The organism is Streptomyces sp. NPDC002499 (genome assembly GCF_053595415.1).
In genome coordinates this window covers 333,441-355,096 of the sequence record NZ_JBSFXO010000014.1, presented here as the reverse complement: position 1 = coordinate 355,096, position 21,656 = coordinate 333,441, and the positions used below count along the sequence as shown (strand labels likewise).

The following is a 21,656-nucleotide window of genomic DNA, read 5'->3' as shown; positions in this document are numbered from 1 at the left end:
CCAAGCGAAACGTTGCCGTTTCGCAGAAAGTGGTCTAGCCTCGACGTGTACGAAACCGTTTCGTTTACCAGCTCTTTGCCCACACCTCCGAACGACTTTCCCTGGAGTGGTTCTCCATGTCCGAGAAGACCCTTACCGAGGGCTCCCGCGAGGGAGTCGAGACGTCGGCGGGGACCGCCGCGTCGACCAACAAGCGGTGGTGGATCCTCGCGGTCGTCGCCCTCGCACAGCTCATGGTGGTCCTGGACACCACGATCGTGAACATCGCCCTGCCGTCGGCCCAGGCCGACCTCGGCTTCAACGACGGCAACCGGCAGTGGATCGTCACCGCCTACGCCCTCGCGTTCGCGTCCCTGCTGTTGCTCGGCGGCCGCATCGCCGACCTCTTCGGCCGCAAGACCGCCTTCCTGATCGGCATCGTCGGCTTCGCCGTCGCCTCCGCCCTCGGCGGCGCCGCCAACGGCTTCGGCATGCTGGTCGTCGCCCGCGCCCTTCAGGGTGCCTTCGGCGCGCTGCTCGCACCGGCCGCCCTGTCGATCCTCAACACGACCTTCACCGACGCACGGGAGCGGGCCAGGGCGTTCAGCGTCTACGGCGCCATCGCCGGTGCCGGTGGCGCGGTGGGCCTGCTGCTCGGCGGTCTGCTGACCGACGCGCTCGACTGGCGCTGGACCCTGTACGTGAACGTGGGCATCGCCTTCATCGCCTTCGCGGCCGGCTGGATGCTGCTGACCAACCACCGTGACGCCGGGAACTCCAAGCTCGACGTGCCGGGCACGATCCTGGTCGCCGGCGGTCTGTTCTCGCTGGTCTACGGCTTCTCCAACGCCGAGACGCACGACTGGGGCTCGCCCCTCACCTGGGGCTTCCTGATCGCGGGCGTAGTACTCCTGGCCGCCTTCGCCTGGTGGCAGAACCGGGCGGAGCACCCGCTGCTGCCGCTGCGCATCCTGCTCGACCGTGACCGCGGGGCCTCGTTCCTGGCCCTGCTGATCTCCGGCGGCGGCATGTTCGGTGTCTTCCTGTTCCTCACCTACTACCTCCAGCTCAACCTCGGCTTCAGCCCGACGAAGACCGGTGTGGCGTTCCTGCCCATGGTCGCGGCGCTGATGGTGGCGGCCCAGCTCGGCACCACGGTCCTGGTTCCGCGGATCGGCCCGAAGGTCATCGTTCCGCTGGGCTTCGCGGTCGCCGCGCTCGGCATGGCCTGGCTGACCGGGATCGACAACGGGTCGAGCTACGTCAGCGCGGTGCTGCCGCAGCTGATCATCACCGGTATCGGCCTCGGCCTGGTCATGCCGCCGGCCATGCAGCTGGCCACCGGCGGGGTGGCGGCCGAGGACGCGGGCGTCGCCTCCGCCTCCGTCAACGCCATGCAGCAGGTGGGCGGTTCGGTCGGTACGGCGCTGCTGAACACGCTCGCCGCGAGCGCCGCGACCTCGTACCTGGTCGGCAAGGACGCGACCAGCAAGCTGGTCCAGGCCGAGGCGACGATCGAGAGCTACACCACCGCGTTCTGGTGGTCGGCGGGCATGTTCGCGGCGGGTGCCGTGATCACCTTCCTGCTCTTCCGCCGCGGGGTGCCGCAGCAGGACGAGAACGCCGCACCGGTCGTCCACATGTGATCACCCGCACCTGAGCCGCACCAGACCGAGGGGCCACCCGTCCGCAGGGAGACGAGTGGCCCCTCTTCCCTGTCTGTCGTCAAGCGATTCCGCCGCAATTCACCGAGTCGAGTGAACCCGGTCTTGCGGACCGCCGCACAGGGATGGTCGGCGCCCCGTCGGGGTAACTACCGAGATCGAATGCGCCTGCCAGGTGGAGCGGACATGACGCCGGATTCCTACGACCGCGTCCCCGAACCCTCCGAGGGCCCGGCCGCGGACCTCGTCGGTTCCGCGCCGCCCGCGGCGAACGCGCACGCCCGGACCCGGGCGGACGGTCCCTTCACCGTGGTCGAGGCGCTCGGCGAGATCGATCTCGCGACCGCGGAGTCCCTCGGCGAACACCTGGACGCGGCGACCTCGGGGGCCGCACCGGACGTGCTGGTCGACCTGCGCGCGGTGGAGTTCTTCGACTGCTCGGGCCTGCGCGTCCTGTGCCGGGCCGAGGCGCGGGCCAGGGAGCGCGGCGGCCGGCTGCGGATCGTCTCGGATGTCCCGCGCCTGCACCGGCTGCTGGCCGGGGCCGGACTGCTGCACCGCTTCCCACCGCTCCCCGGCCTGCCGGAAGGGCCCGAGGAACGGAGGTAGAAAGGCAGAGAAGACACGGAAGGCAGAGAAGGCGCAGCAGGGCACGGACGTAGAAAAGCCAGGGGCCGGCGGGCAGCCCCACACCGCCCGCCGACCCCTGGTGCGAGATCGCCGGGGTCCCCGCGTCCGGAGCTCGCACTCCCCATCCGCGAGCCGCGTCACGTGGACGCGGGGACCACGCGACCCCGGTCTCAGAAGCTGAAGACGCTCGTCCCGTAGGAGGTCTTCACGCAGTCGTTGGCGAAGGCGCGCTCGTAGGAGACGCGCTTGCCCTGCCAGACGCCGTCGACGGTGACGACGACGGGGTCGTACTCCCTGGTGCACAGCACGTCGTCTCTCGCCGCCAGCGCGTCGAGGTCCCCGTCGACACCGCGCAGTTCGGCGCAGGCCAGGCGGGCGGCCGGGTGGGTGCCGGAGGCCGTCGGGGCGCAGGTCAGGGTGACCGCGCGCTGCGGGGCGGCGGTGGCGGAGCTGTCGCCGTGGGCGATGGTCAGCACCAGGGCCGAGGGGGCGTACAGCGAGGCGGGGGCGGTGGTGGCCGGGGCCGCGAGGGCGGCTCCGGTGAGGGGGCCGCAGACGGCGGTGGCCGTGAGAGCGATGGTCGTTGCCCAGCGCGCGGTGTTCCGCATTGTGTGCATCCTTCCGCTGGTTTCGAGGGTGAGCCGGACCTCATCGGGTTGGTGCCGGACCGGCGAGCGCGAGTCTGCCGAGTCCGCGGCGGAAACACACCTCGACCCCATGCGTTTCAGTAACCTTGCGTATTGAATCAGTGGCGCGAAGTTACGGCTTTCGAACGTACGAACCCAGGAACCGCACGGTTCTTGATCGCCGAAAACGGCCGACTGGCCGATTTACCTGGCCTTGTTAATAGGCCTGAAACATTCCGATTGAGCTGTCGGCTGACTCCGCCGCGACCCCTTGTGTTCATGGAGTGGGCGAGTAATCGTGATTACATGATTACGACAGAGCAGCAGGAGAAGTTGCGCGGCTGGTTCGCCGGCCGCATCCCCGACGACCTCTTCGAGGGACCGGTCGAGCTCACGGTCGACCGCGAGGAGATCACCGTCATCGGCCGGGTCCCCGAACCCGCGCTCGCCGAGGACGCCTCGGCGGCCGAGCGCGAGGCCGCGATACAGGGCCGCGTCCAGGAGTTCCGCGAGCGCACGCGCGAGGCACGGATCGAGGTGGCCCGCGAGGCCGAGCACCGGTTCCGCCGGAAGGTCTCCTGGGGGGTGGAAGTGGGCGGCGAGCGCGCCCTGTTCACGCACATCGCCGCACCCGTCATGACCCGGCTGCGCCAGCCCGAGCGCCAGGTCCTCGACACCCTGATTGCGGGCGGGGTCGCCCGCAGCCGCAGCGAGGCCCTCGCCTGGTGCGTGCGGCTGGTGGAGCGCCACACCGACGACTGGCTCGCCGAACTGCGGGACTCCCTCGAACACGTCCAGCGGGTGCGGGCCCAGGGCCCGGACGTCGAGGAGGTGACTGATTCGTCCACCAAGGACGCCGAAGATGGATGAAACGTCCACTGGTACGGGTGGCGTCCCGGGCCTTAACGTCGGCAGACGCCCGCCGGACGCCACCCGTCTCCTCGCCCACCCCCAGCGAGTCGCCACGGCCGTCCCGACCGCCCGCGCCGACCCCCGCGCTCCACGCTCGTAGCCCCGCCGGAGCCCACCTTGTCGTCCCTGCCCTCGAACTCCCCCGCCGCGCCACCCCCGTCCCTGACCGAGGTGGAGGCGCACGGCGTCGAGCGCATCCCCGACGCGGACCGTACCGCGACCCCGCTCGACCTGTTCCGGCTCGCCTTCGGCGGTGCCAACACCTTCTCGACCTGCGTGCTGGGCGCCTTCCCGATCCTGTTCGGACTCTCCTTCTGGCAGGGGCTCGCCGCCACCCTCCTCGGGGTCGTCGCGGGCGCGCTGATCCTGTGCCCGATGGCCGTGTTCGGTCCGGTCAACGGCACCAACAACGCCGTCTCCTCGTCCGCGCACCTCGGGGTGCACGGGCGCGTGGTGGGATCCTTCCTGTCCCTCCTGACGGCGATCGCCTTCTTCTCGATCTCGGTGTGGAGTTCGGGCGACGCCCTGGTGGGCGGCGCGCACCGGCTGTTCGGCCTGGCGCGCAGCGACCTCTCCTACGTCGTCGCGTACGCGCTGTTCGCCGTACTGGTCCTCGCGGTGTGCGTGTACGGCTTCCCGTTCATGCTGTTCGTCAACAAGGTGGCGGTGACCTCGGCGACGGTGCTGTTCCTGGTCGGCGCGTTCGCCTTCGCCGGCGACTTCGACCCGTCGTACGCCGGTGCCTTCACGGACTCGGCGGACGCGGCGACCCAGTCGCTGTTCTGGCCGTCGTTCATCGGCGCCGCGCTGATCGTGCTGTCGAACCCGGTGTCGTTCGGGGCCTTCCTCGGTGACTGGTCGCGCTACATCCCGGCGAGCACCCCGCGCCGCCGGGTGGTCGGCGCCGCGTTCCTGTCGCAGATCGCCACGCTGGTGCCGTTCCTCTTCGGCCTGACGACCGCGAGCATCATCGCGACGAAGGCTCCGAAGTACGTCGACCCGGCGGCCCCCGACTTCGTGGGTGGACTGCTCGCGATCTCGCCGACCTGGTACTTCCTGCCGGTGTGTCTGCTCGCCCTGATCGGCGGCATGTCGACGGGGACGACCGCGCTGTACGGGACCGGCCTGGACTTCTCGTCGGTGTTCCCGCGCCTCTCGCGCGTGCGGGCGACCGTGCTGGTCGGCGTGTTGTCGATCGCGTTCATCTTCATCGGCCGGTTCGGACTGAACCTGGTCCAGTCGATCTCGACTTTCGCCACGATGATCATCACCTGCACCACGCCGTGGATGGTCGTGATGATGCTGGGCTTCTTCACCCGGCGCGGCTGGTACGACCCTGACGCGCTCCAGGTCTTCAACCGCCGTCAGCGCGGCGGCCGTTACTGGTTCGCGCACGGCTGGAACTGGCGGGGCATGACCGCCTGGTGGGTCTCCGCCGTCATCGGCGTGCTCTTCACCAACATCCCGGGCCAGTTCGTGGGACCGCTCGGCGATCTGGCCAACGGCGTCGACATCAGCCTGCCGCTGTCCCTGGTGGTGGCCGCGGTGCTGTTCCTGTCGCTGCTGCGGCTCTTCCCCGAGCCCCGCGCGGTGTACGGGCCCGAGGGCGCGCGGCTGGCCCGCACCGTGGAGGTGCCGGTGCCGCCGATCACGGGTCCCGGCACGGAAGCCGACGAGGGGCCGGTGTCAGACCCCTCCGCTACGTTGCGAGCATGACTCGATTCGTGTTGGTGGCGGGCGCCTGGCTGGGCGCGTGGGCGTGGGACGAGGTGGCGGACGGGCTGCGCGCGGCCGGGGACGAACCTCATCCCCTGACTCTGACGGGACTGGCCGAGAAGCGGGGGGTCCCGGCCGGGCAGCAGACGCACGTCCAGGACATCGTCGACGAGGTCGAGCGGCTCGACCTGCGCGATGTGGTCCTGGTCGGGCACAGCTACTCAGGTGTTCCTGTCGGCCAGGCAGCCGAGCGGATCGGGGACCGGCTGCGCAGAGTCGTGTACATCGATGCGAACCTCCCGACCGACGGAGAGTCCTTCCTGGACGACTGGCCCAGCGACCACGTCCGTAAGGCGATCGACGAGCACGACGGCTTCTGGCCGCCGCTCGACGCCGAGGACTACGCGGGGCAGGGCCTCACGGACGAGCAGATCGCCCGGATCCTCGCCGGCGGCACCCCGCACCCCGGCGCCACGCTCACCGAACCGGCCGTGCTGACCGGCTCCCCGGGCGAGTTGCCCTCGACGTACGTGAAGTGCCTCCTGGACGGTCCGGAACCGCCGCCTTCCGTGGCCGAGTTGCTGCGCGGTGAGCGGTGGGAGCTGGTGAACCTGGACACCGGTCACTGGCCGATGTTCTCCGAGCCGGCCGAACTGGCCCGGATCCTGCACGAGTCGGGCACCGCGCGCTGACGCCCGCCAACCGCTGACGCCCGCCCCGGGTCTCGGACCTGCGCCTACTCGCCAGTATCGTTCGGGTGCAGCGCGTTCTCAGCGACGAGAGGCGGGATGGCCCCATGGGCAAGCACTGGGCGGACTTCCAGTACGAGATCTATCTCAACGGGATGTCGGGGGCCGTGCCGCGGCTGCCCACCGACCTCACCCGGCTGGAGGAGATCACCGAGCAGCGGCTCGGCCCCGGCCCGGTCGGCTATGTGGCGGGCAGCGCCGGTGACGGCAGCACGGCGCGCGCGAACCGGGCCGCGCTGGAACGGCGTCGGATCGTGCCGCGCATGCTGCGGGACGTGCACGAGCGGGACCTGTCGGTCGAGGTGCTCGGGCGCGCCCTGCCCGCGCCGCTGGCCCTGGCGCCGGTCGGCGTGCTGTCGATCATGCACCCCGACGCCGAGTCCGCCGCGGCCCGGGCCGCCGCCGCGCAGGGGGTGCCGTTCATCCTGTCCTCCGCGTCCAGCACCCCCATGGAGCAGGTCGCCGAGTCGATGGGGGACGCCGAGCGCTGGTTCCAGCTGTACTGGCCCAAGGACCCGGAGGTGGCGCGGAGTTTCCTGAACCGGGCGAAGGCGGCCGGCTTCACCGCGCTGGTCGTCACGCTGGACACCCCGCTGCTGGCCTGGCGCCCGCGCGATCTCGACCAGGCCTATCTGCCGTTCCTGCACGGCGTGGGCACCGCCAACTACTTCTCCGACCCGGCGTTCCAGGCGGGCCTCGCCAAGCCGGTCGCCGAGGACCCGAACGCGGCGGTGATGCACTTCGTCGGCATGTTCTCGGACCCCGCCAAGACCTGGCCGGACCTGGCGTTCCTACGCGAGAACTGGGACGGTCCGATCGTCCTCAAGGGCATCCTGCACCCCGACGACGCCCGGTTCGCCGCCGACGCAGGGATGGACGGCGTGGTCGTCTCCAACCACGGGGGCCGGCAGGTGGCCGGGTCCGTGGCGGCGGCCGACGCGCTGCCCCGAGTGGTCGAGGCGGTCGGCGACCGGCTGACCGTCCTGTTCGACAGCGGCGTCCGCACCGGCGACGACATCTTCAAGGCCCTCGCGCTCGGCGCCCGGGCGGTGCTCGTGGGGCGGCCCTACGTGTATGGGCTCGGCCTCGACGGACAGGTGGGCGTCGAGCACGTGATCCGCTGCCTGCTCGCCGAGTTGGACCTCACCCTCGCCCTCTCCGGCCATGCCACGCCCGCCACGATCGGCGCCGCCGACCTCACCGAGGAATCCGGCTGACCGGCGCGCCGTCACGTCCCGTGCGACGTCCTCGCGGTCGTCGCACTCCCCTTACGCCGTCCGGCGGTTCAGCTCCGCCGGCTGCTGTTCGGGCGGTTCCTCGGTCCGCGTGACCGCGAGCGAGCTGGGGCTCGCCGTGGTCTGCGCGTCGCCCACCCAGCGCTGCCCGGTGGAGCGGTCCCGCACCTTGAGAACGATGTCGGCACCGGGGTCGCCGGTGGTGGCGGCGAGGGCGAGGCTGTCGTCCCAGCGGGGCACCACCTCTCCCTGCACGGTGAAGTCGTAGCGGACGTCGTCACCGCGCTTGGCCTTCTCGTCGGCGCAGGTGCCGAGGACGACCACACCGGCGTCCACGTGCGAGTCCAGGCACAGAGCGGGGTCGGCCGCGCTGCGCAGCAGCCCGTCGTCGCCGTACGTCCACTGCTGGGTGAAGACGTCGGAGCAGGTGGCCAGTTCGGCCCCGGCGCCGGCCCGTACCGTGCCCTTGATGTCGAGGCAGAGGCCGGCCGCCACGTTGCGCAGCCTGGACCGGCCACCGGCCGTGGGGAGTTTGGCGGTGCCCGGAGACGATTGGGTCCCGGCGCTCGGTGACGTGCCGTCGCTCGCGCTGTTGGAGGCGGCCGGGTCGACGCCGCTGTCGTGGGACCACATGCCGGCGGCGACCAAGGTCACGATCACCCCGGCCGAGACGAGGCCCACGCCGGTCATCAGAGTGCGCGAGGCCCTCGGCGATCCCGGCGGACGGCGGAGCGGCAGAGTGATGCGGGGCAGGACCCGGTGGCGTCCGCCGCCGTGCCGGCCGACGTTGCGCGCGCCGCGGGACTCCCCCGGCGTACGCCCGGGGCGGGAGTCCACGTAGCGGCGGGCACCCCAGCCCAGTACCGCCTCGGCCAGGAGCACCCCCAACCCGCCCTCGAATTGGCTCAGTTGTTCGGCGGCGAAACGGCAGTAGCGGCACACCGACAGATGCTGCTGGACATCCGGCAGCAGGGTGCCGCCACGGCGCAGCGAAACATCCAGGAGGCGGCTGTAGTAGCTGCATTCCTTGGACGGGGCGAGTTCCCGATGGGCATGTACACAACCCTCGCGGAGTTTTTCCCGCGCTTGTTCGAGTGCCGCCGACGCGCTGTCGGTATCCATGCCGAGCAGTCCGGCGGGAACGGAAATCGGTTCCGCCTCGACCTCGGTGTGCCACAGCAAACACCGGGCGAGTCCGGGAAGAGCGTGAAATGAACGCTCCGCCAGCTTGCGGTTATCGGGCGTCATCGACTTGGCGTCACGCATACCGCGCCCGCCGGCGGGTTTCTGCAACTGCGGCAGAACCGCGGATATTCGGTCCTCGGCGGACCACACCCGGGCCGTGTCCCGCACGGCCAGCAGAATCCTGGGGCGCAGCGCGACGCCGGGCTCGCCCAGCGCCAGCCGGTCGAGCACCTGGTGGAACGCGGCCGAGGTCACCATGGAGACGACGTCGCCCGAGGAGGCGAGGCAGATGGACCCGTAGTCGTGGGCCGCCGGCCAGTGCCGCGCCATGAGCAGCGCGACGGAATGGGTGACCTCACCGTCGGGACGGCCGCCGAGCATGGCCGCGAGGTTCTCGTCGGATTCTCCGGGAACCCCGCCGGGCGGCGGGTAAGGGGGCTGAGGGGGGTGGGGGGTGGACACGGAGCGGATTCCTTCCCACACATGGGGCACGTGAGCGGTGACCGCCGAAAGGCCCCCTGTGGTGCATACCTTCTGGACGGCGAGCACGAGAGGCGTGAAATTCAGCTACGTCCGTCCGACCCGGATCCCCATAGGTCGAACGAGGTTCGGCCATTACCCCCCGCACAGGTGCTTCACCCTCGCACAACACACTCATGACCAACAAGGCACTTGGGCAACATCGGCCTCATTGAACGGAAGTCTGATACGACGGCTAGTCGGATCGTGTTCGCCACCATTCGGCATTCCATGCGCCCCGTGTGAAACACACGCACGCGCCGGAGCGCCACGTGCGCTCCCCCCGGGTGCGCGGGCGTAGTCAGATGGGACCGGCCCTTCTCGGAGGCCCGGCGCGGAACGGCGGCTCTCCCGCGCCCATCCGGGCCGCCGACCTTGTTCCTCCCGCCCTCGGTCGGCGGCCCCGGGACCGTACTTCTCGAATCTCCGGGCCTTGGATCCTCGCGCCTCAGATCTGCCAGGAGCGCAGCCGGTCGGCCGCGCCGTAGACGTCGGTCTTGCCGGAGATCAGATCGCGGGCGAGGTCGACGAGCGCGCCGTAGGGCGGATCGATGCCGACGTCGCTGACGAACATGTAGGCCACCGCCGTCGCGCAGGCGAACCGGGCGTTGGCCGACGGCAGGGGCTTGAGCAGGGCCAGCGTGTGCAGCAGCGCGGCGGCCCGCCAGGCGGGGTCGGAGTCCGTGCCGAGCCGGGGCGGATCGACGCGGTGTCGCGCGACGGCGGCGACCAGGGCGGAGAAGTCGTTGATCGTGGGCTGCTCGGGCAGCACCTCTTCGTGCCGCTGGAGCAGCCAGGGCACGTCGATGTGGATGACGGGTGCCATCGCTCAGGCGACCCGCCCCTCGCCGGCCGCGGGTGGTTCGTCGTCAGGGAAGGCGGCGGCGAACTCGTCGGCGTGCGTGGCGAAGAAACGCCGGAAAGCCTCGGCGCCTTCCTGTAGCGCGCGGTGCCTGGCGATGTCGGCCGCGGCCGCCTCGCGCACGAGCGCCTTCATCGACGTACCGCGTTCCTTGGCGATCTGCCTCAGATCCTCTAGTTCGCGATCGCTGAACTCCACATTCAGAGCTGGCATGCGCATACGGTACCGCCGGGGTACTCGATCGTAAATACGCGCTGCTCACAGTGCCTGTGACCAGGTACCGTCAAGGGCGGTTCCGGCGCGAACGCCACGTCCGAATCCCGCCGGTCCCGGGGCGCTCGGCGCAGCAGACTGGAGCCATGGAAACGACGTACAGGACGATCGACAGCCCGCTCGGGGAACTGCTGCTCGTGGGCGAGGGCCCGCGGCTGACCTCGCTGTCCATGCCGGGGCAGCGGAACGCGCCCGCCGTCCGCGCGGAGTGGCGCCGTGACGACACCGCGTTCGGCGAGGCCGCCCGGCAGCTCGCCGACTACTTCGCCGGCCGCCGCACCCGCTTCGCGCTCGAACTCGCCCCCGCGGGGACGGAGTTCCAGCAGCGGGTGTGGCGGGCGCTGGACGACATCCCGTACGGCGAGACGACGACGTACGGGCGGCTCGCCGAGCGGCTCGGTGTGCCGCGCGGCGAGGTCCGGGCGGTGGGTGCGGCGGTGGGTGCGAATCCGCTGCTGCTGGTTCGGCCTTGTCACCGGGTGATCGGTGCGGATGGCTCGATGCGGGGGTATGCGGGCGGGGTCGAGCGCAAGGTGCAGCTGCTCACGCACGAGGGTGCCCTTCAACCGACGTTGCTGTGACGGGAGTGCCGTAGTAGGTCGTCGGTTTTCTGCCGCGTCGTCGTGGCTGGTCGCGCAGTTCCCCGCGCCCCTTACCGGGGCACGGCGGAACCGCAACTGTATTCGTTCGGTCCGTTCAGTGTTCGGTCCACAGGCCCTTCCTCCTGTAACCGCCCTCCCAGAAAAGGCGGTTGAGGACGCGGACCGGGGGTGGCATGGAGTTCAGGAAGGCCGCTCGGTCTGTCTCCGGGGCGCCGTCGACGACCCAGGGCACGAACACCGCCGCGCCGCGCAGGCCTTGGGTCTCTCGGATGCGGCCGGTGAAGGCGGCCCAGTCGGCCTTGGTCAGCACGTCCTGCATGAGCGGGAGCGCGCTGTCCTCCTCGTGCTTGAGGTGGTCGTCGAGCGTGGCTGTCAACGCCCGTACGAGGTCCGGGAGTTCGGGGGCCTGGTCCCGCAGTGCCGTGTCCACGGCGGTGAGCAGCGGGTCGATGCGGGAGTGCTCGGCCTCCATGTCGTCGAGCAGGGCGAGATCGCGCGGGCGCCCGGCGACACGGTCCCGCACGCGCGGCCACAGGCCGCTGTCCTCGGCGGTGTGGTGGATGTGGAGTTGGTGGGTGAAGTTGTCCCAACCCGCGCGCACCCCGGGAGTGTTCGCCCGGCCGTCGGCCACGGCCTGGCCCAGGCGCTCCAGGTCACGCCGGAAGGCGTCGTGGGAGGCGTACATGGCGGTGAAGTCGATCTTTTCCGTACGGGTCTCGGTCATCAGGCGGCCTCTTCCAGCTCGGGTTCGGACACGGGCAGGGCGTGCGGGTTGGCGGACGGGCCGCGGTACCGGCGTACGGCGAGACAGGCGAGCGCTCCGGCCAGCAGGACCGCGGCGGAGACGTACACGGCCGGGCCCATCGCGTCGACGAAGCCGTGGCCGAAGACCTGGCCGCCGAGGGCGCGCATCCGCTCGGCGACGTCCTGCGGGACCCCCTGTGGGGTGCCGGCCTGCTGTTGAGCGCTCACGTCCGCCTCGGCCCGGGAGAAGGCGCCGACGAAGGAGTCGCGGTAGGCGGCGGGCAGCCTGTCCGCGCTCTCGCGGGCCCGGTCGGTCAGTGCGGAGGAGAGCTGCGCCTGGAGCACGGCGCCGACGACGGCGCCCGCGAGCACCGAACCGACCTGGCGCAGCGCGTTGGTGACGCCGGACGCGGCTCCGGCCAGGGCGGCCGGGACGCCGCGCATGACCTCGGCGGCCATGGGGGCGAAGGTGCAGCCGACGCCGAGGCCGGTGAGCAGGAGCGGGAAGGCGATGCTCGGCCAGTCCGAGCCGACGTCGGCGACGGACACCACCCACACCAGTCCCCCGGCCCAGGCGAGCAGCCCGCCCATCAGGATGAACTTGCCGCCGATCCGGTCGGCGAGCGCTCCGGCCGGTCCCGCGGTCACGAACGAGCCGAGGGCCACGGGCAGGAGCACCAGGCCCGACTTGAGGGCGCTGTAGCCGAGGACGGACTGGAGGTAGATCGTCAGCGGCAGGAACATGCCGACCACGCCGAACGACACCGTGACGCCCACGAAGTTGATCAGGGCGAAGTTGCGGTCGCGGAAGAGCGAGAACGGGACGAGGGGTTCCTTGGTCTGCTGGCCGCGCTCGTGCAGCAGGAACGCGGCGAAGAACACACCGGCCAGCACGAACAGGCCCCAGATCCAGCGGTTCCAGTCGTAGCGCTGGCCTTCCGTGAGGCCGAAGGCCAGGCAGAACAGGGCAGTCGAGGCGAGCGCCACGCCGAAGGTGTCGAGGCGGTGGCGGACCGTGCGCCGGCCGGCCGGGATGATCGTGGCCGTCAGCAGCAGGACGAGGGCGCCCAGCGGCAGGTTGACGAAGAAGATCCACCGCCAGCTGAGGTGGGTGATCAGGGCGCCGCCGAGGATGGGCCCGAGGGCGCCGGACACGCCGGCGACCGTGCCCCAGATGCCCATCGCCACACCGCGTCGCTCGGCAGGGAACACCTCGGTGATGATCGACAGGGTCTGGGGCATCAACAGCGCCGCGCCCAGGCCCTGTACGGCCCGGAAGGCGACGAGCTGGGTCGGGTCCTGGGCCAGGCCGCAGGCGAGGCTCGCCAGGGTGAAGACGGCGACTCCAGTGGCGAACAGGTTGCGTTTGCCGCGCAGGTCGCCGAGGCGGCCGCCGGTGATCAGCAGGACGGCCAGCGCCAGGGTGTAGGCGTTGACGACCCAGAGGATCTCGTCGAGGGACGCGTCCAGATCCGCGCCCAGGTCGGGGATCGCGATGTTCACGATCGTCAGGTCGAGGAGGGTCATGAAGAACCCGAGAGAGAGGGTGATCAGGATCGCCCAGGGGTTGCCGTGCCACTTCTTGAACACGATGTCGGTCTCCTTGCGTTGGACTCGCGTTCAAGAGGCCGGGCCGGTCGCCGAGTGTGACGCGCCGCCTTTTCTGTGAGGCATAGGTCACATTCGGGCCGTCCGCTGTCACATTCCGACCCCCTGCGGCCCTCGCAGTAGTGAGCGCTCAGCGGGGAGGCCCACCTATGTCCGAAACCCATGTGACCGACCAGGCGACCGATGCCTTCATGGACCATCGGGAGCTGTTGTTCGGCCTCGTCTACAACATGCTCGGCAGCGTCGCGGACACCGAAGACGTGTTGCAGGAGACCTGGCTGTCGTGGTCGGGCCGGGGCGCCGAGGGGATCACCAACCCCCGCGCCTACCTGGTCCGCATCGCCGTCAATCACGCCCTCCAGCGCCGGACCGTGATCACCCGCCGACGGGAGACGTATGTCGGCCCGTGGCTGCCGGAGCCGCTGGTCGGCGACGACGCGGGCGCCGACGACCCGGCCCTGCGCACCGAGTCGGTGTCGCTGGCGATGCTGGTGGTCCTGGAGTCCCTGACCCCGCTGGAACGCGCGGTGTTCGTCCTCAACGAGGTGTTCGGGTACCCGCACACCGAGATCGCGGACATCATCGACCGGACCCCGGCGGCCGTACGGCAGTTGGCGCACCGCGCGCGGGCCCATGTGCACGCCCGGCGGCCGCTGTACCGGGCGCATCCGCGGGTACGGCGGGAGGCGACGGAGCGGTTCGTGCGGGCCGCGCTCGGCGGGGACATCTCCGCGCTCCTCGAGATCCTCGCGCCGGACGTCACGGTCTGGACGGACGGCGGCGGCAACCGCAAGCCGGCGGGGCTGCGGCCGGTGCACGGCCGGGACAAGGCGGCCCGCCTCATCACGAAGTTCGGTTCCCGGCACGATCCGCGGGGCCTGGACCTGCGCTACCGCCGCGTCAACGGCGACGACGCCGTGGTGCTGTTCGAGGGCGACGCCGCCTACGCGGTGATGGTCATGGACCTCACCGACGAGGGCGACCGGATCAACGGCGTCTACATCGTCACCAATCCCGACAAGCTCACACACGTGATCAAGGACGAGACGGACGACAGGAACGAGAAGGACGGAGAGGAAGCGTGACCGCGACTCGGGAGGCGTCGAGCACTCAGGAGGCGTCGAAGGGCGAGCGGGTCGCCGACTGGCTCGACGGCCGCCTCGGCATCCACACCCTCGGCCGGAAGTACCTGCGCAAGGTGTTCCCGGACCACTGGTCGTTCCTGCTCGGCGAGATCTGCCTGTACAGCTTCGTCGTGCTGATCCTGACCGGCGTCTACCTCACCCTCTTCTTCCATCCGTCGATGAACGAGGTGACGTACCACGGCAGTTACGTCCCGCTCAACGGCGTCCGGATGTCCGAGGCGTACGCCTCCACGCTCGACATCAGCTTCGACGTGCGCGGCGGGCTGCTGATCCGGCAGCTGCACCACTGGGCCGCGCTGATCTTCGTCGCGGCGATGCTCACGCACATGATGCGGCACTTCTTCACCGGCTCGTTCCGCAAGCCGCGCGAGCTCAACTGGGTGTTCGGCTGGACCCTGTTGTTCCTCGGCCTGTTCGAGGGCCTGATGGGCTACTCGCTGCCGGACGACCTGCTGTCGGGCACCGGCCTCAGGTTCGTCAACGGCGCGCTGCTGTCGGTCCCGATCGTCGGGACGTATCTCTCGATGTTCCTGTTCGGCGGCGAGTTCCCGGGCCACGACATCGTGCCGCGCTTCTACTCGCTGCACGTCCTGCTGATCCCCGGGGTCATGGCCGCCCTGGTGGTGGTGCACATCCTGCTGGTCGTCTACCACAAGCACACCCAGTTCGCGGGACCTGGCAAGACCGAACGCAACGTCGTCGGCACGCCGTTCATGCCGGTCTACCTGGCCAAGGCGGGCGGCTTCTTCTTCCTGGTCTTCGGCGGCCTCACCCTGATCGCGGCCGTGGCGGCCATCAACCCGGTCTGGGTGTACGGCCCCTTCCGCCCCGACCAGGTCTCCACGGGCGCCCAGCCCGACTGGTACCTGGGCTTCGCGGAGGGCCTGGTGCGTGTGATGCCGGGGTGGGAGATCACCCTGTGGGGGCACACCCTGGTGCTCGGCGTGCTGATCCCGGTCGTCGTCTTCCCGCTCCTCCTCGTCTTCATCGGCGTCTATCCGTTCCTGGAGTCCCGGCTCACCGGCGACAAACGGGAGCACCACCTCCTGGACCGCCCGCGCAACCGCCCCACCCGCACCGCGATCGGCGCGGCCTGGATCAGCGTCTATCTGATCCTGCTGGCGGGCGGCGGCAACGACATCGTCGCCACCCGTCTCCATCTGTCGATCAACACCGTCACCTGGACGGTGCGGATCGCGGTGTTCGTCCTGCCGGCCGTCGTGTTCGTGGCCACCCGCCGGATCTGTCTGGGGCTCCAACTCCGGGACCGGGAGCTGGTGTTGCACGGTCGGGAGACCGGCCTGATCAAACGGCTGCCGCACGGTGAGTACGTCGAGGTGCACCAGCCGCTGGACCAGGCCCGCCTGCACACTCTCACCGCCCATGAGCGCCCGGGGGAGCTCGTGGGCGGTGAGTCCCACCGCGACCGGGCCGACCCCGACCGGGCCGACCCGGATCAGGTCAGCCTTGATCGGCGATGAAGGACGCCATCCGGGCGAGGGCCGCGTTCCAGTTGATCGCGGTCTCGTTGGTGGACCAGGACTGGATGTCGTCGATGTAGCAGAACTGGCCGACGCAGCCCTGGAGTTTGCTCTGTGCGTAGGGGTCCTGGATGGACGAGTTCGGACCGCCGGCGAGGGTGCCCCGCGGCGGGTTCGGGAGGTTGGGATCCAGCTCGTGGGCGTACCAACGGCTGTGCTGGTTGTGGGAGTTGGCCTCGCCGTAGCCAGTGACGTACGACATGTTCAGCGCGTTGCGGCCGAGGATGTAGTCCATGCTCTGCACCGCGCCGTCGCGGTACTTGGAGGCGCCGGTGAGGTCGTAGGCGGTGCCGAGGACGACCGCGTTGTTGAGGATCTGGTGGCTGGAGCCCCAGTCGTAGACGTTGTCGGGCGGGGCGTACGGCATGCCGTACGGCTGCGACCTGAGCGTGGACAGGTAGCCGTCGGCGCCCTTGACCACCGACGCGCGCACCTTGTCGCGGCCGGGCAGCCGGCTCGGCACAGTCGCGAGGTCGAGGCGGCCGGCCGCGGCCGTGCGGCCCCAGTCGAAGCCGAGGCTGCCGAAGATGTCGGCGGTGTGGACCGGGGATTCGAGGACGTAATCCTTGAACTCCCGGTCCCCCGTGGTGAGATACAGCTCCGCCGCCGCCCAGTAGAACTCGTCGGTCGCGTTCGTGTCGGGGTAGGCGCCGCCACCGGTGCCGTCGCTCTCGGAGGCGTACATCGCGGGATGGGCCAGGGCCGCGGACCAGGCCTTGCGGGCCGCCGCTAGGGCCTTCGCCGCGAAGGCGCGGTCGTAGGGGCGGTACAGACGGGCCGCCTGGGCCGCCGTCGCCGCCAGGTTCAGCGTCGCCTGGGTGGACGGCGGGTGCAGCTCGCGCTTCTGCGGGTCCTCGCTCGGCAGCAGGGGCAGGCCCGTCCACTGCTCGTCGTGGATCTTGTGATGGGCCATGCCGGCCAGCGGCTGCCCGTCCGGCACCTGCATCTTCAGCAGGAACTCCAGCTCCCAGCGCGCCTCGTCGAGCACGTCCGGCACCTTGTTGCCGCTCTCCGGGAGGGCGAGGGTGCCGTCACCGAGCCCGCCGGGGTGCCCGGCGCGGGCCAGCAGCGAGCGCTCGTACGTGCTCAGCAACTCCCAGGTGGCGATGCCGCCGTTGACGACGTACTTGCCGTGGTCGCCCGCGTCGTACCAGCCGCCGGTGACGTCAAGGGTGTAGTCGCAGACACCGGGTTGGCAGGGGACGTTGTAATCGCCTTGGTTCGGCGTCGAGTTGAGATGCCCGGCCGCGCGTCCGTACCCCGGGCGCAGGTCGTCGCGGATCGCGGTGCCGCTGCGCTGCGTGTAGTAGTACTTCACCGCGTCGACCCGCAGTTGCTCGTACGCGCTGGTGCCGATGTCGAACGGGCGGCTCGTCTCGCCGTCGGCGACGAGCATGAAGCCCTTGCCCTGCCGGTGGTACGCGCCGAAGTCGATCGAGTGGACGTTCTGCCCGGAGGAGACGTCGACCCCGCGGGGCGCACTCCAGCCGTGGGCGACCGTGGTGCCGCCCGCGTTCTTCAGCTGCCACGGCAGCTTCGCCGTCGCGTCGGTCACCAGCGTGGCGTTCTTCGGGCCCGAGGGCAGATAGGCGACCTGGTTGACGCGCACCCGCGGTCCGGTGTCCGGCTCGTACACCTCCGGCGGGACCCCGCCGAGCAACGACACGTCGTCCATGCAGAACCGCCAGGCGTCGGCGCTCCCACCGGCCTGGAAGGCGACCTGCCCCTGAGTGGTGTCGACGGGCGAGGTGAAGGTGTACGCGTAGGAGTCACCGGAGACGCTCAGCTCCGGACTGACCTCGAAGTACGTGTCGTACGGCGCCACTTGGAGCCCGACGACCGCCCGCACCACATGCCCCGCGGGCGAACCGCTCGCGGTGAAGGCGAACTTGTACGACTCGCCCTTCACGAGGGTGAGGTCGTTCTGGCCGACGGCGGCGTCCCAGCGGTTGGTGGTGCCGCCCGGCACGTCCGCGCAGAGCTGTCCGGCGGACAGTCCCGCGGTCACGTTGCTCGTCGTCCACCAGGGCTCGGTGGTGGTGTCGAAGGTGCCGTTCTTGAGCTGCTCGACCTCGTCGGCGGCGGCCGGACCGGCCGGCAGCGCGGTGAGCAGGGCTCCCAGCAGGGCCGTCAGGGTCAGCAGGGCGGTTCTGCGTCGTTTCACGTCTGGGCTCCTCGGGCGGAGGTGCGGGTGACGCTCGCCATCGCTCAGATGGGAGCGCTCCCAGATGCGGACGCGGTTCATGTTGTTCGTGTCATGACACAACGTCAACGGTCCGGACGGGACGGGACTGGATTCGCACGTTTCCCGTCCGGTCGGGACAGGACCCGGTTGCCCGCGGTTCCCGTCCCGACCGCACGACCGCCTCAGCCCGCCGGCACCTCCAGCTTGCTGATCCGCACCGCGCCGACGGCCTCGCCCGGCCGCGCGCTGGTCAGCGTGAACCTCAGCCGGGAGCCACGTACGGCGTCGAAGGTGACCACGGTCGGAGCGTCCGAGGCGGTGGCCCACTCGACCGCCGTCCCCGTGACCGGCGCGTACCTGCGGCCGTCCCACACCTCCGCCGCCACGGACTTGGGCAGGCTGTGGGTCGCGTCCACGGTGAAGGAGATCTCGGCACGGTCGATGCTCCGAGCCCGTCCGAAGTCGACGGAGACCCAGTCCTCGGGGCGAGCGCCGCTGAAGGCGGGCAGCAGGGCCGTGGCCGACTTCGCGAAGCCGTTGGACCAGCCGGTGGCCGCGTCGCCGTCGAGCATCGCGGCGGGCAGAGTGTCGGGACGGCCCGAGTAACTGGCGTCCGCGTGCGGGTAGTTCACGGCTGCGGGCGTCTCGGGCTCGAACGTGGCCGGCGAGGTGAGGGCGACCGACCCCGCACGCGTCGTGCGGATGGTCGTCGTGCCCGTTCGCAGCCCCTCCGCCCGCGCGGTCACCTTCAGAGTGCCGGGCTTGGTTCCTGACCGCACGATGACAAGTGCCTTGCCGTGGAAGGCGGTTCGGGTGGTCGCCTGGTAGCGCTCGGCGCTCTCCTCGCGGCCGTTGTCGAGTCCGGCGAGCGAGCCGCCCTTCGCGTCGAAGGTGATCAGGTGCTCGGCGTCCGGCACCACCACTCCGTGCGCGTCGACGACGTCCGCGGTCACGAACACCAGCGAACGCCCGTCCGCGGCAAGGGACTTGCGGTCGGCGGTCAGCCGTACGGCATGCGGCGCGCCCGCCGTGCGCAGCACGTCGGTGGCCACCACCTTGCCGCCGCTGCGGGCCACGGCCTTCAACTCCCCTGGCTTGTAGGGCACTTTCCACGTCAGGTGGAGCTTGCCCGCGCTGCCGTTGGGGCTCGTGTAGCTGCCCGGGTAGGGGCCGTCGGTGAAGGTCTTGTCGTCACCGGTGGCCTCGGTGGTCTCCAGGTAGGTGCGGCCGTCCGTGGTCCTCTTCGTGTCGAACGTCCGCGTACCGAGGGACTTTCCGTTCAGGAACAGCTCGACCGTCCCGACGTTGGAGTAGGCCCAGACCTCGACCGTGGCGCCCTTGTCGTGGTTCCAGCTCATGGGCACCAGATGGACCATCGGCTCGGCGACCCACTGGCTCCGGAAGAGGTGGTACATGTCCTTGGGGAAGCCGGCCGTGTCGACGGCGCCGAAGAAGGACGCCTTGACCGGGAAGACGTTGTAGGGCGTCGGCTCGCCGATGTAGTCGATGCCGGACCACAGGAACTGCCCCGCGAACCACTTCCGGTCCCGGTCCTTCTTGTGGCCGTACTCGCCGCTCATGGTCCAGGAGGCGAGGTTGTTGTCGTAGGAGGAGGTCGCCCGCCTGCCAGGGGTGTAGTTCTCGCCCGTGTTGAGGTGCTCCGGCTCCTGGTAGGTGCCTCGGGTCGAGGTCTCCGAGGAGGACTCGGACTCGAAGAGGAACAGGCCGGGATAGGCGGCGTGCAGGGCGTCGACGGACTTGGCGGTGTTGTAGTTGAGGCCGAGGCCGTCCAGCTTGGCGAGCATCAGGTCCGCGGCCGAGCCCTTGCGCGGCACGCTGCGGTACTTGTCGGAGCCGATGACCAGCGGACGGGTGTCGTCGGCGGCCCTGATGGCGGCGATGATCCGGTCGGCCATGGCGAGACCGGCGGCGGAGGTGGAGTCGGGGATCTCGTTGCCGATCGACCACAGCACCACGGCGGGCGAGTTGCGGGCCGCGAGGACCATCTCGGTGGCGTCCCGCTCGCACCACTCGTCGAAGAAGCGCCCGTAGTCGTACTTCGTCTTGCCGGTCCGCCAGCAGTCGAAGGCCTCCACCATCATCACGATGCCCAACTCCTCGCAGACCTCGACGATCTGCGGCGAGGGCGGGTTGTGGGAGGTGCGGAAGGCGTTGACGCCCATCGACTTCATGATGGTCAGCTGTCTGCGGACGGCGTCGACGCTGATCGCGGCGCCGAGGGCGCCCTGGTCGTGGTGGAGGTCGACGCCCTTGAGCTTGGCGTGGGTGCCGTTGAGGAAGAAGCCCTCGGCCGGGTCGAAGCGGTAGGTGCGGATACCGAAGGCGGTTCGGTAGGTGTCGACCACCTCGCCGCCGACGCGCAGTTCGGTCTCCAGGGTGTAGCGGTGCGGGGCCGCGAAGTCCCACACCTTCGGTTCGGGGACGGTGAGTTCATGGGTCTCGGCGGTCCGGTCGGTGACGAGGACCGTGCTCGCGGTACGGGCCACGGTCCGGCCGCGCGGGTCCTTCACCTTCGACCTGATCTCGACCTGGTGCGCGGCTCCGGACTCGTTGAGCACGGCCGTGGCGACCCGCACGACGGCCCGCTCCGCGGTGACCTCCGGCGTGGTGACGTACGTACCCCAGCGCTCCACGTGCACGGGCTCGGTGACGACCAGACGCGCCTCGCGGTAGATGCCGCTGCCCGAGTACCAGCGACTGCTGGGGAGCTGGTTCTGCACCTTGACGGCGATGACGTTCTCGGTGGTGCCGTCGGTGTGCAGCAGCTCGGTGAGGTCGAGGGCGAAGCCGGTGTAGCCGTATGGGTGGCGGCCGACCTCGGTGCCGTTGCAGTGGACGTACGAGTCCATGTAGACGCCGTCGAACTCGACCGAGATGCGGCGGCCGGCCAGGGCGGGCGGCAGCGTGAAGGCGATCCGGTACCAGCCGAGGCCGCCAGGGAAGAAGCCGGTGCCGCTGGTGGTGCCGTGCTCGGTGGTGGGGGTCTGCTCGATGCTCCAGTCGTGCGGGACCGCGACCTCGCGCCACGTCGAGTCGTCGTAGGCGGGGTCGGCGGCCTGTGCGTAGGCGCCGGTCGGATCGGTGAGGCCCCCAGGATCGACCAGCGCGAAGCGCCAGCCGTCGCGCAGCGCGACCGTGAGGCGGCCGGATCCGCTCCCGGTGGCGGTCCCGGCGGCCCGGGCGACCGGGGTGGCGAGGAGTGCTCCGGCCGCGGGCGCGGCGGCGGAGGCGAGCAATACCGATCTGCGAGTGACCGTCATGGCGGCTCTCCCTCATCAGGGCCCAGAAGTACTCACAACTGATCGTGCAACTGATCGCGAACAAACAGATTCTGACGACCTGCCACACCGCCACGTCAAGGGTGCGGAAAGCGCCTTCTGTCTCAGCGGCCACACCGGGCGGCGGGGCCGCCCGGTCCCCGCCGCCGCCCGGCCGCCGCAAGATCACCGCGCATCCCGGC

17 protein-coding genes are annotated in these 21,656 nt (G+C 70.4%); 9 read left to right on the top strand and 8 right to left on the bottom strand.

The annotated features are described in order from the left end of the window. The first annotated feature begins 116 nt into the window (after positions 1-116). Together ACWD5F_RS36790 and ACWD5F_RS36785 are read left to right on the top strand one after the other, a co-directional pair. Positions 117-1,625 (top strand): MFS transporter, encoded by a 1,509-nt coding sequence (locus ACWD5F_RS36790; protein ID WP_401710567.1) that lies wholly within the window; start codon positions 117-119, stop codon positions 1,623-1,625. A gap of 204 nt (positions 1,626-1,829) precedes the next feature. After that, positions 1,830-2,252, top strand: coding sequence for an STAS domain-containing protein (locus ACWD5F_RS36785; protein ID WP_451260649.1), 423 nt, complete (start codon positions 1,830-1,832; stop codon positions 2,250-2,252). A 191-nt stretch (positions 2,253-2,443) separates the two neighbouring features. On the opposite strand, the gene ACWD5F_RS36780 is transcribed toward ACWD5F_RS36785, so the two are convergent. After that, positions 2,444-2,881 carry a protease inhibitor gene (locus ACWD5F_RS36780; RefSeq protein WP_451260648.1) on the bottom strand — a complete coding sequence of 146 codons (438 nt, stop codon included), beginning with the start codon at positions 2,879-2,881 and terminating at the stop codon, positions 2,444-2,446. A gap of 324 nt (positions 2,882-3,205) precedes the next feature. Between ACWD5F_RS36780 and ACWD5F_RS36775 the strand changes: the two genes are divergently transcribed. From ACWD5F_RS36775 to ACWD5F_RS36760, 4 genes are all read left to right on the top strand, one after another. Beyond that, positions 3,206-3,769 (top strand): hypothetical protein, encoded by a 564-nt coding sequence (locus ACWD5F_RS36775; protein ID WP_451260647.1) that lies wholly within the window; start codon positions 3,206-3,208, stop codon positions 3,767-3,769. A 159-nt stretch (positions 3,770-3,928) separates the two neighbouring features. Further along, positions 3,929-5,527, top strand: a complete 1,599-nt coding sequence (locus ACWD5F_RS36770; RefSeq protein WP_451260646.1) for a purine-cytosine permease family protein — start codon at positions 3,929-3,931, stop codon at positions 5,525-5,527. Beyond that, positions 5,524-6,219 carry an alpha/beta fold hydrolase gene (locus ACWD5F_RS36765; RefSeq protein ID WP_451260645.1) on the top strand — a complete coding sequence of 232 codons (696 nt, stop codon included), beginning with the start codon at positions 5,524-5,526 and terminating at the stop codon, positions 6,217-6,219. Before ACWD5F_RS36770 ends, ACWD5F_RS36765 begins: the two co-directional genes overlap by 4 nt. Before the next feature lie 104 nt (positions 6,220-6,323). Beyond that, positions 6,324-7,493 carry a lactate 2-monooxygenase gene (locus ACWD5F_RS36760; protein WP_451260644.1) on the top strand — a complete coding sequence of 390 codons (1,170 nt, stop codon included), beginning with the start codon at positions 6,324-6,326 and terminating at the stop codon, positions 7,491-7,493. Positions 7,494-7,544: 51 nt separating this feature from the next. On the opposite strand, the gene ACWD5F_RS36755 is transcribed toward ACWD5F_RS36760, so the two are convergent. From ACWD5F_RS36755 to ACWD5F_RS36745, 3 genes are all read right to left on the bottom strand, one after another. Next, the gene (locus ACWD5F_RS36755; RefSeq protein ID WP_451260643.1) at positions 7,545-9,158 is read right to left on the bottom strand and encodes an RICIN domain-containing protein; all 1,614 of its coding nucleotides are present in this window, start codon (positions 9,156-9,158) and stop codon (positions 7,545-7,547) included. Positions 9,159-9,663: 505 nt separating this feature from the next. Continuing rightward, positions 9,664-10,041, bottom strand: coding sequence for a toxin Doc (locus tag ACWD5F_RS36750; RefSeq protein ID WP_123996219.1), 378 nt, complete (start codon positions 10,039-10,041; stop codon positions 9,664-9,666). 3 nt (positions 10,042-10,044) lie between these two features. Continuing rightward, positions 10,045-10,290, bottom strand: coding sequence for a hypothetical protein (locus ACWD5F_RS36745; RefSeq protein ID WP_123996220.1), 246 nt, complete (start codon positions 10,288-10,290; stop codon positions 10,045-10,047). A gap of 146 nt (positions 10,291-10,436) precedes the next feature. Between ACWD5F_RS36745 and ACWD5F_RS36740 the strand changes: the two genes are divergently transcribed. Next, positions 10,437-10,931: a methylated-DNA--[protein]-cysteine S-methyltransferase gene (locus ACWD5F_RS36740; protein ID WP_451260642.1), complete on the top strand. Its 495-nt coding sequence runs from the start codon at positions 10,437-10,439 to the stop codon at positions 10,929-10,931. 115 nt (positions 10,932-11,046) lie between these two features. Here ACWD5F_RS36740 and ACWD5F_RS36735 read toward each other — a convergent pair whose 3' ends face one another. Next, a complete protein-coding gene (locus ACWD5F_RS36735; RefSeq protein WP_451260641.1) occupies positions 11,047-11,676 on the bottom strand; it encodes a hemerythrin domain-containing protein in 630 nt (209 codons plus the stop codon). Beyond that, a complete protein-coding gene (locus ACWD5F_RS36730; RefSeq protein ID WP_451260640.1) occupies positions 11,676-13,286 on the bottom strand; it encodes an MFS transporter in 1,611 nt (536 codons plus the stop codon). Before ACWD5F_RS36730 ends, ACWD5F_RS36735 begins: the two co-directional genes overlap by 1 nt. A gap of 167 nt (positions 13,287-13,453) precedes the next feature. Between ACWD5F_RS36730 and sigJ the strand changes: the two genes are divergently transcribed. Further along, positions 13,454-14,389, top strand: a complete 936-nt coding sequence (gene sigJ / locus ACWD5F_RS36725) for an RNA polymerase sigma factor SigJ (RefSeq protein ID WP_451260639.1) — start codon at positions 13,454-13,456, stop codon at positions 14,387-14,389. Further along, positions 14,386-15,930, top strand: a complete 1,545-nt coding sequence (qcrB, locus tag ACWD5F_RS36720; protein WP_451260638.1) for a cytochrome bc1 complex cytochrome b subunit — start codon at positions 14,386-14,388, stop codon at positions 15,928-15,930. The genes sigJ and qcrB overlap by 4 nt, the downstream gene beginning before the upstream one ends. Here the strand turns inward: qcrB and ACWD5F_RS36715 are convergent. Beyond that, positions 15,911-18,154 carry a glycoside hydrolase family 9 protein gene (locus tag ACWD5F_RS36715; protein WP_451260637.1) on the bottom strand — a complete coding sequence of 748 codons (2,244 nt, stop codon included), beginning with the start codon at positions 18,152-18,154 and terminating at the stop codon, positions 15,911-15,913. The genes qcrB and ACWD5F_RS36715 overlap by 20 nt on opposite strands. A gap of 203 nt (positions 18,155-18,357) precedes the next feature. Continuing rightward, positions 18,358-21,456 (bottom strand): glycoside hydrolase family 2 TIM barrel-domain containing protein, encoded by a 3,099-nt coding sequence (locus ACWD5F_RS36710; protein WP_451260636.1) that lies wholly within the window; start codon positions 21,454-21,456, stop codon positions 18,358-18,360. Positions 21,457-21,656 lie beyond the last annotated feature (200 nt).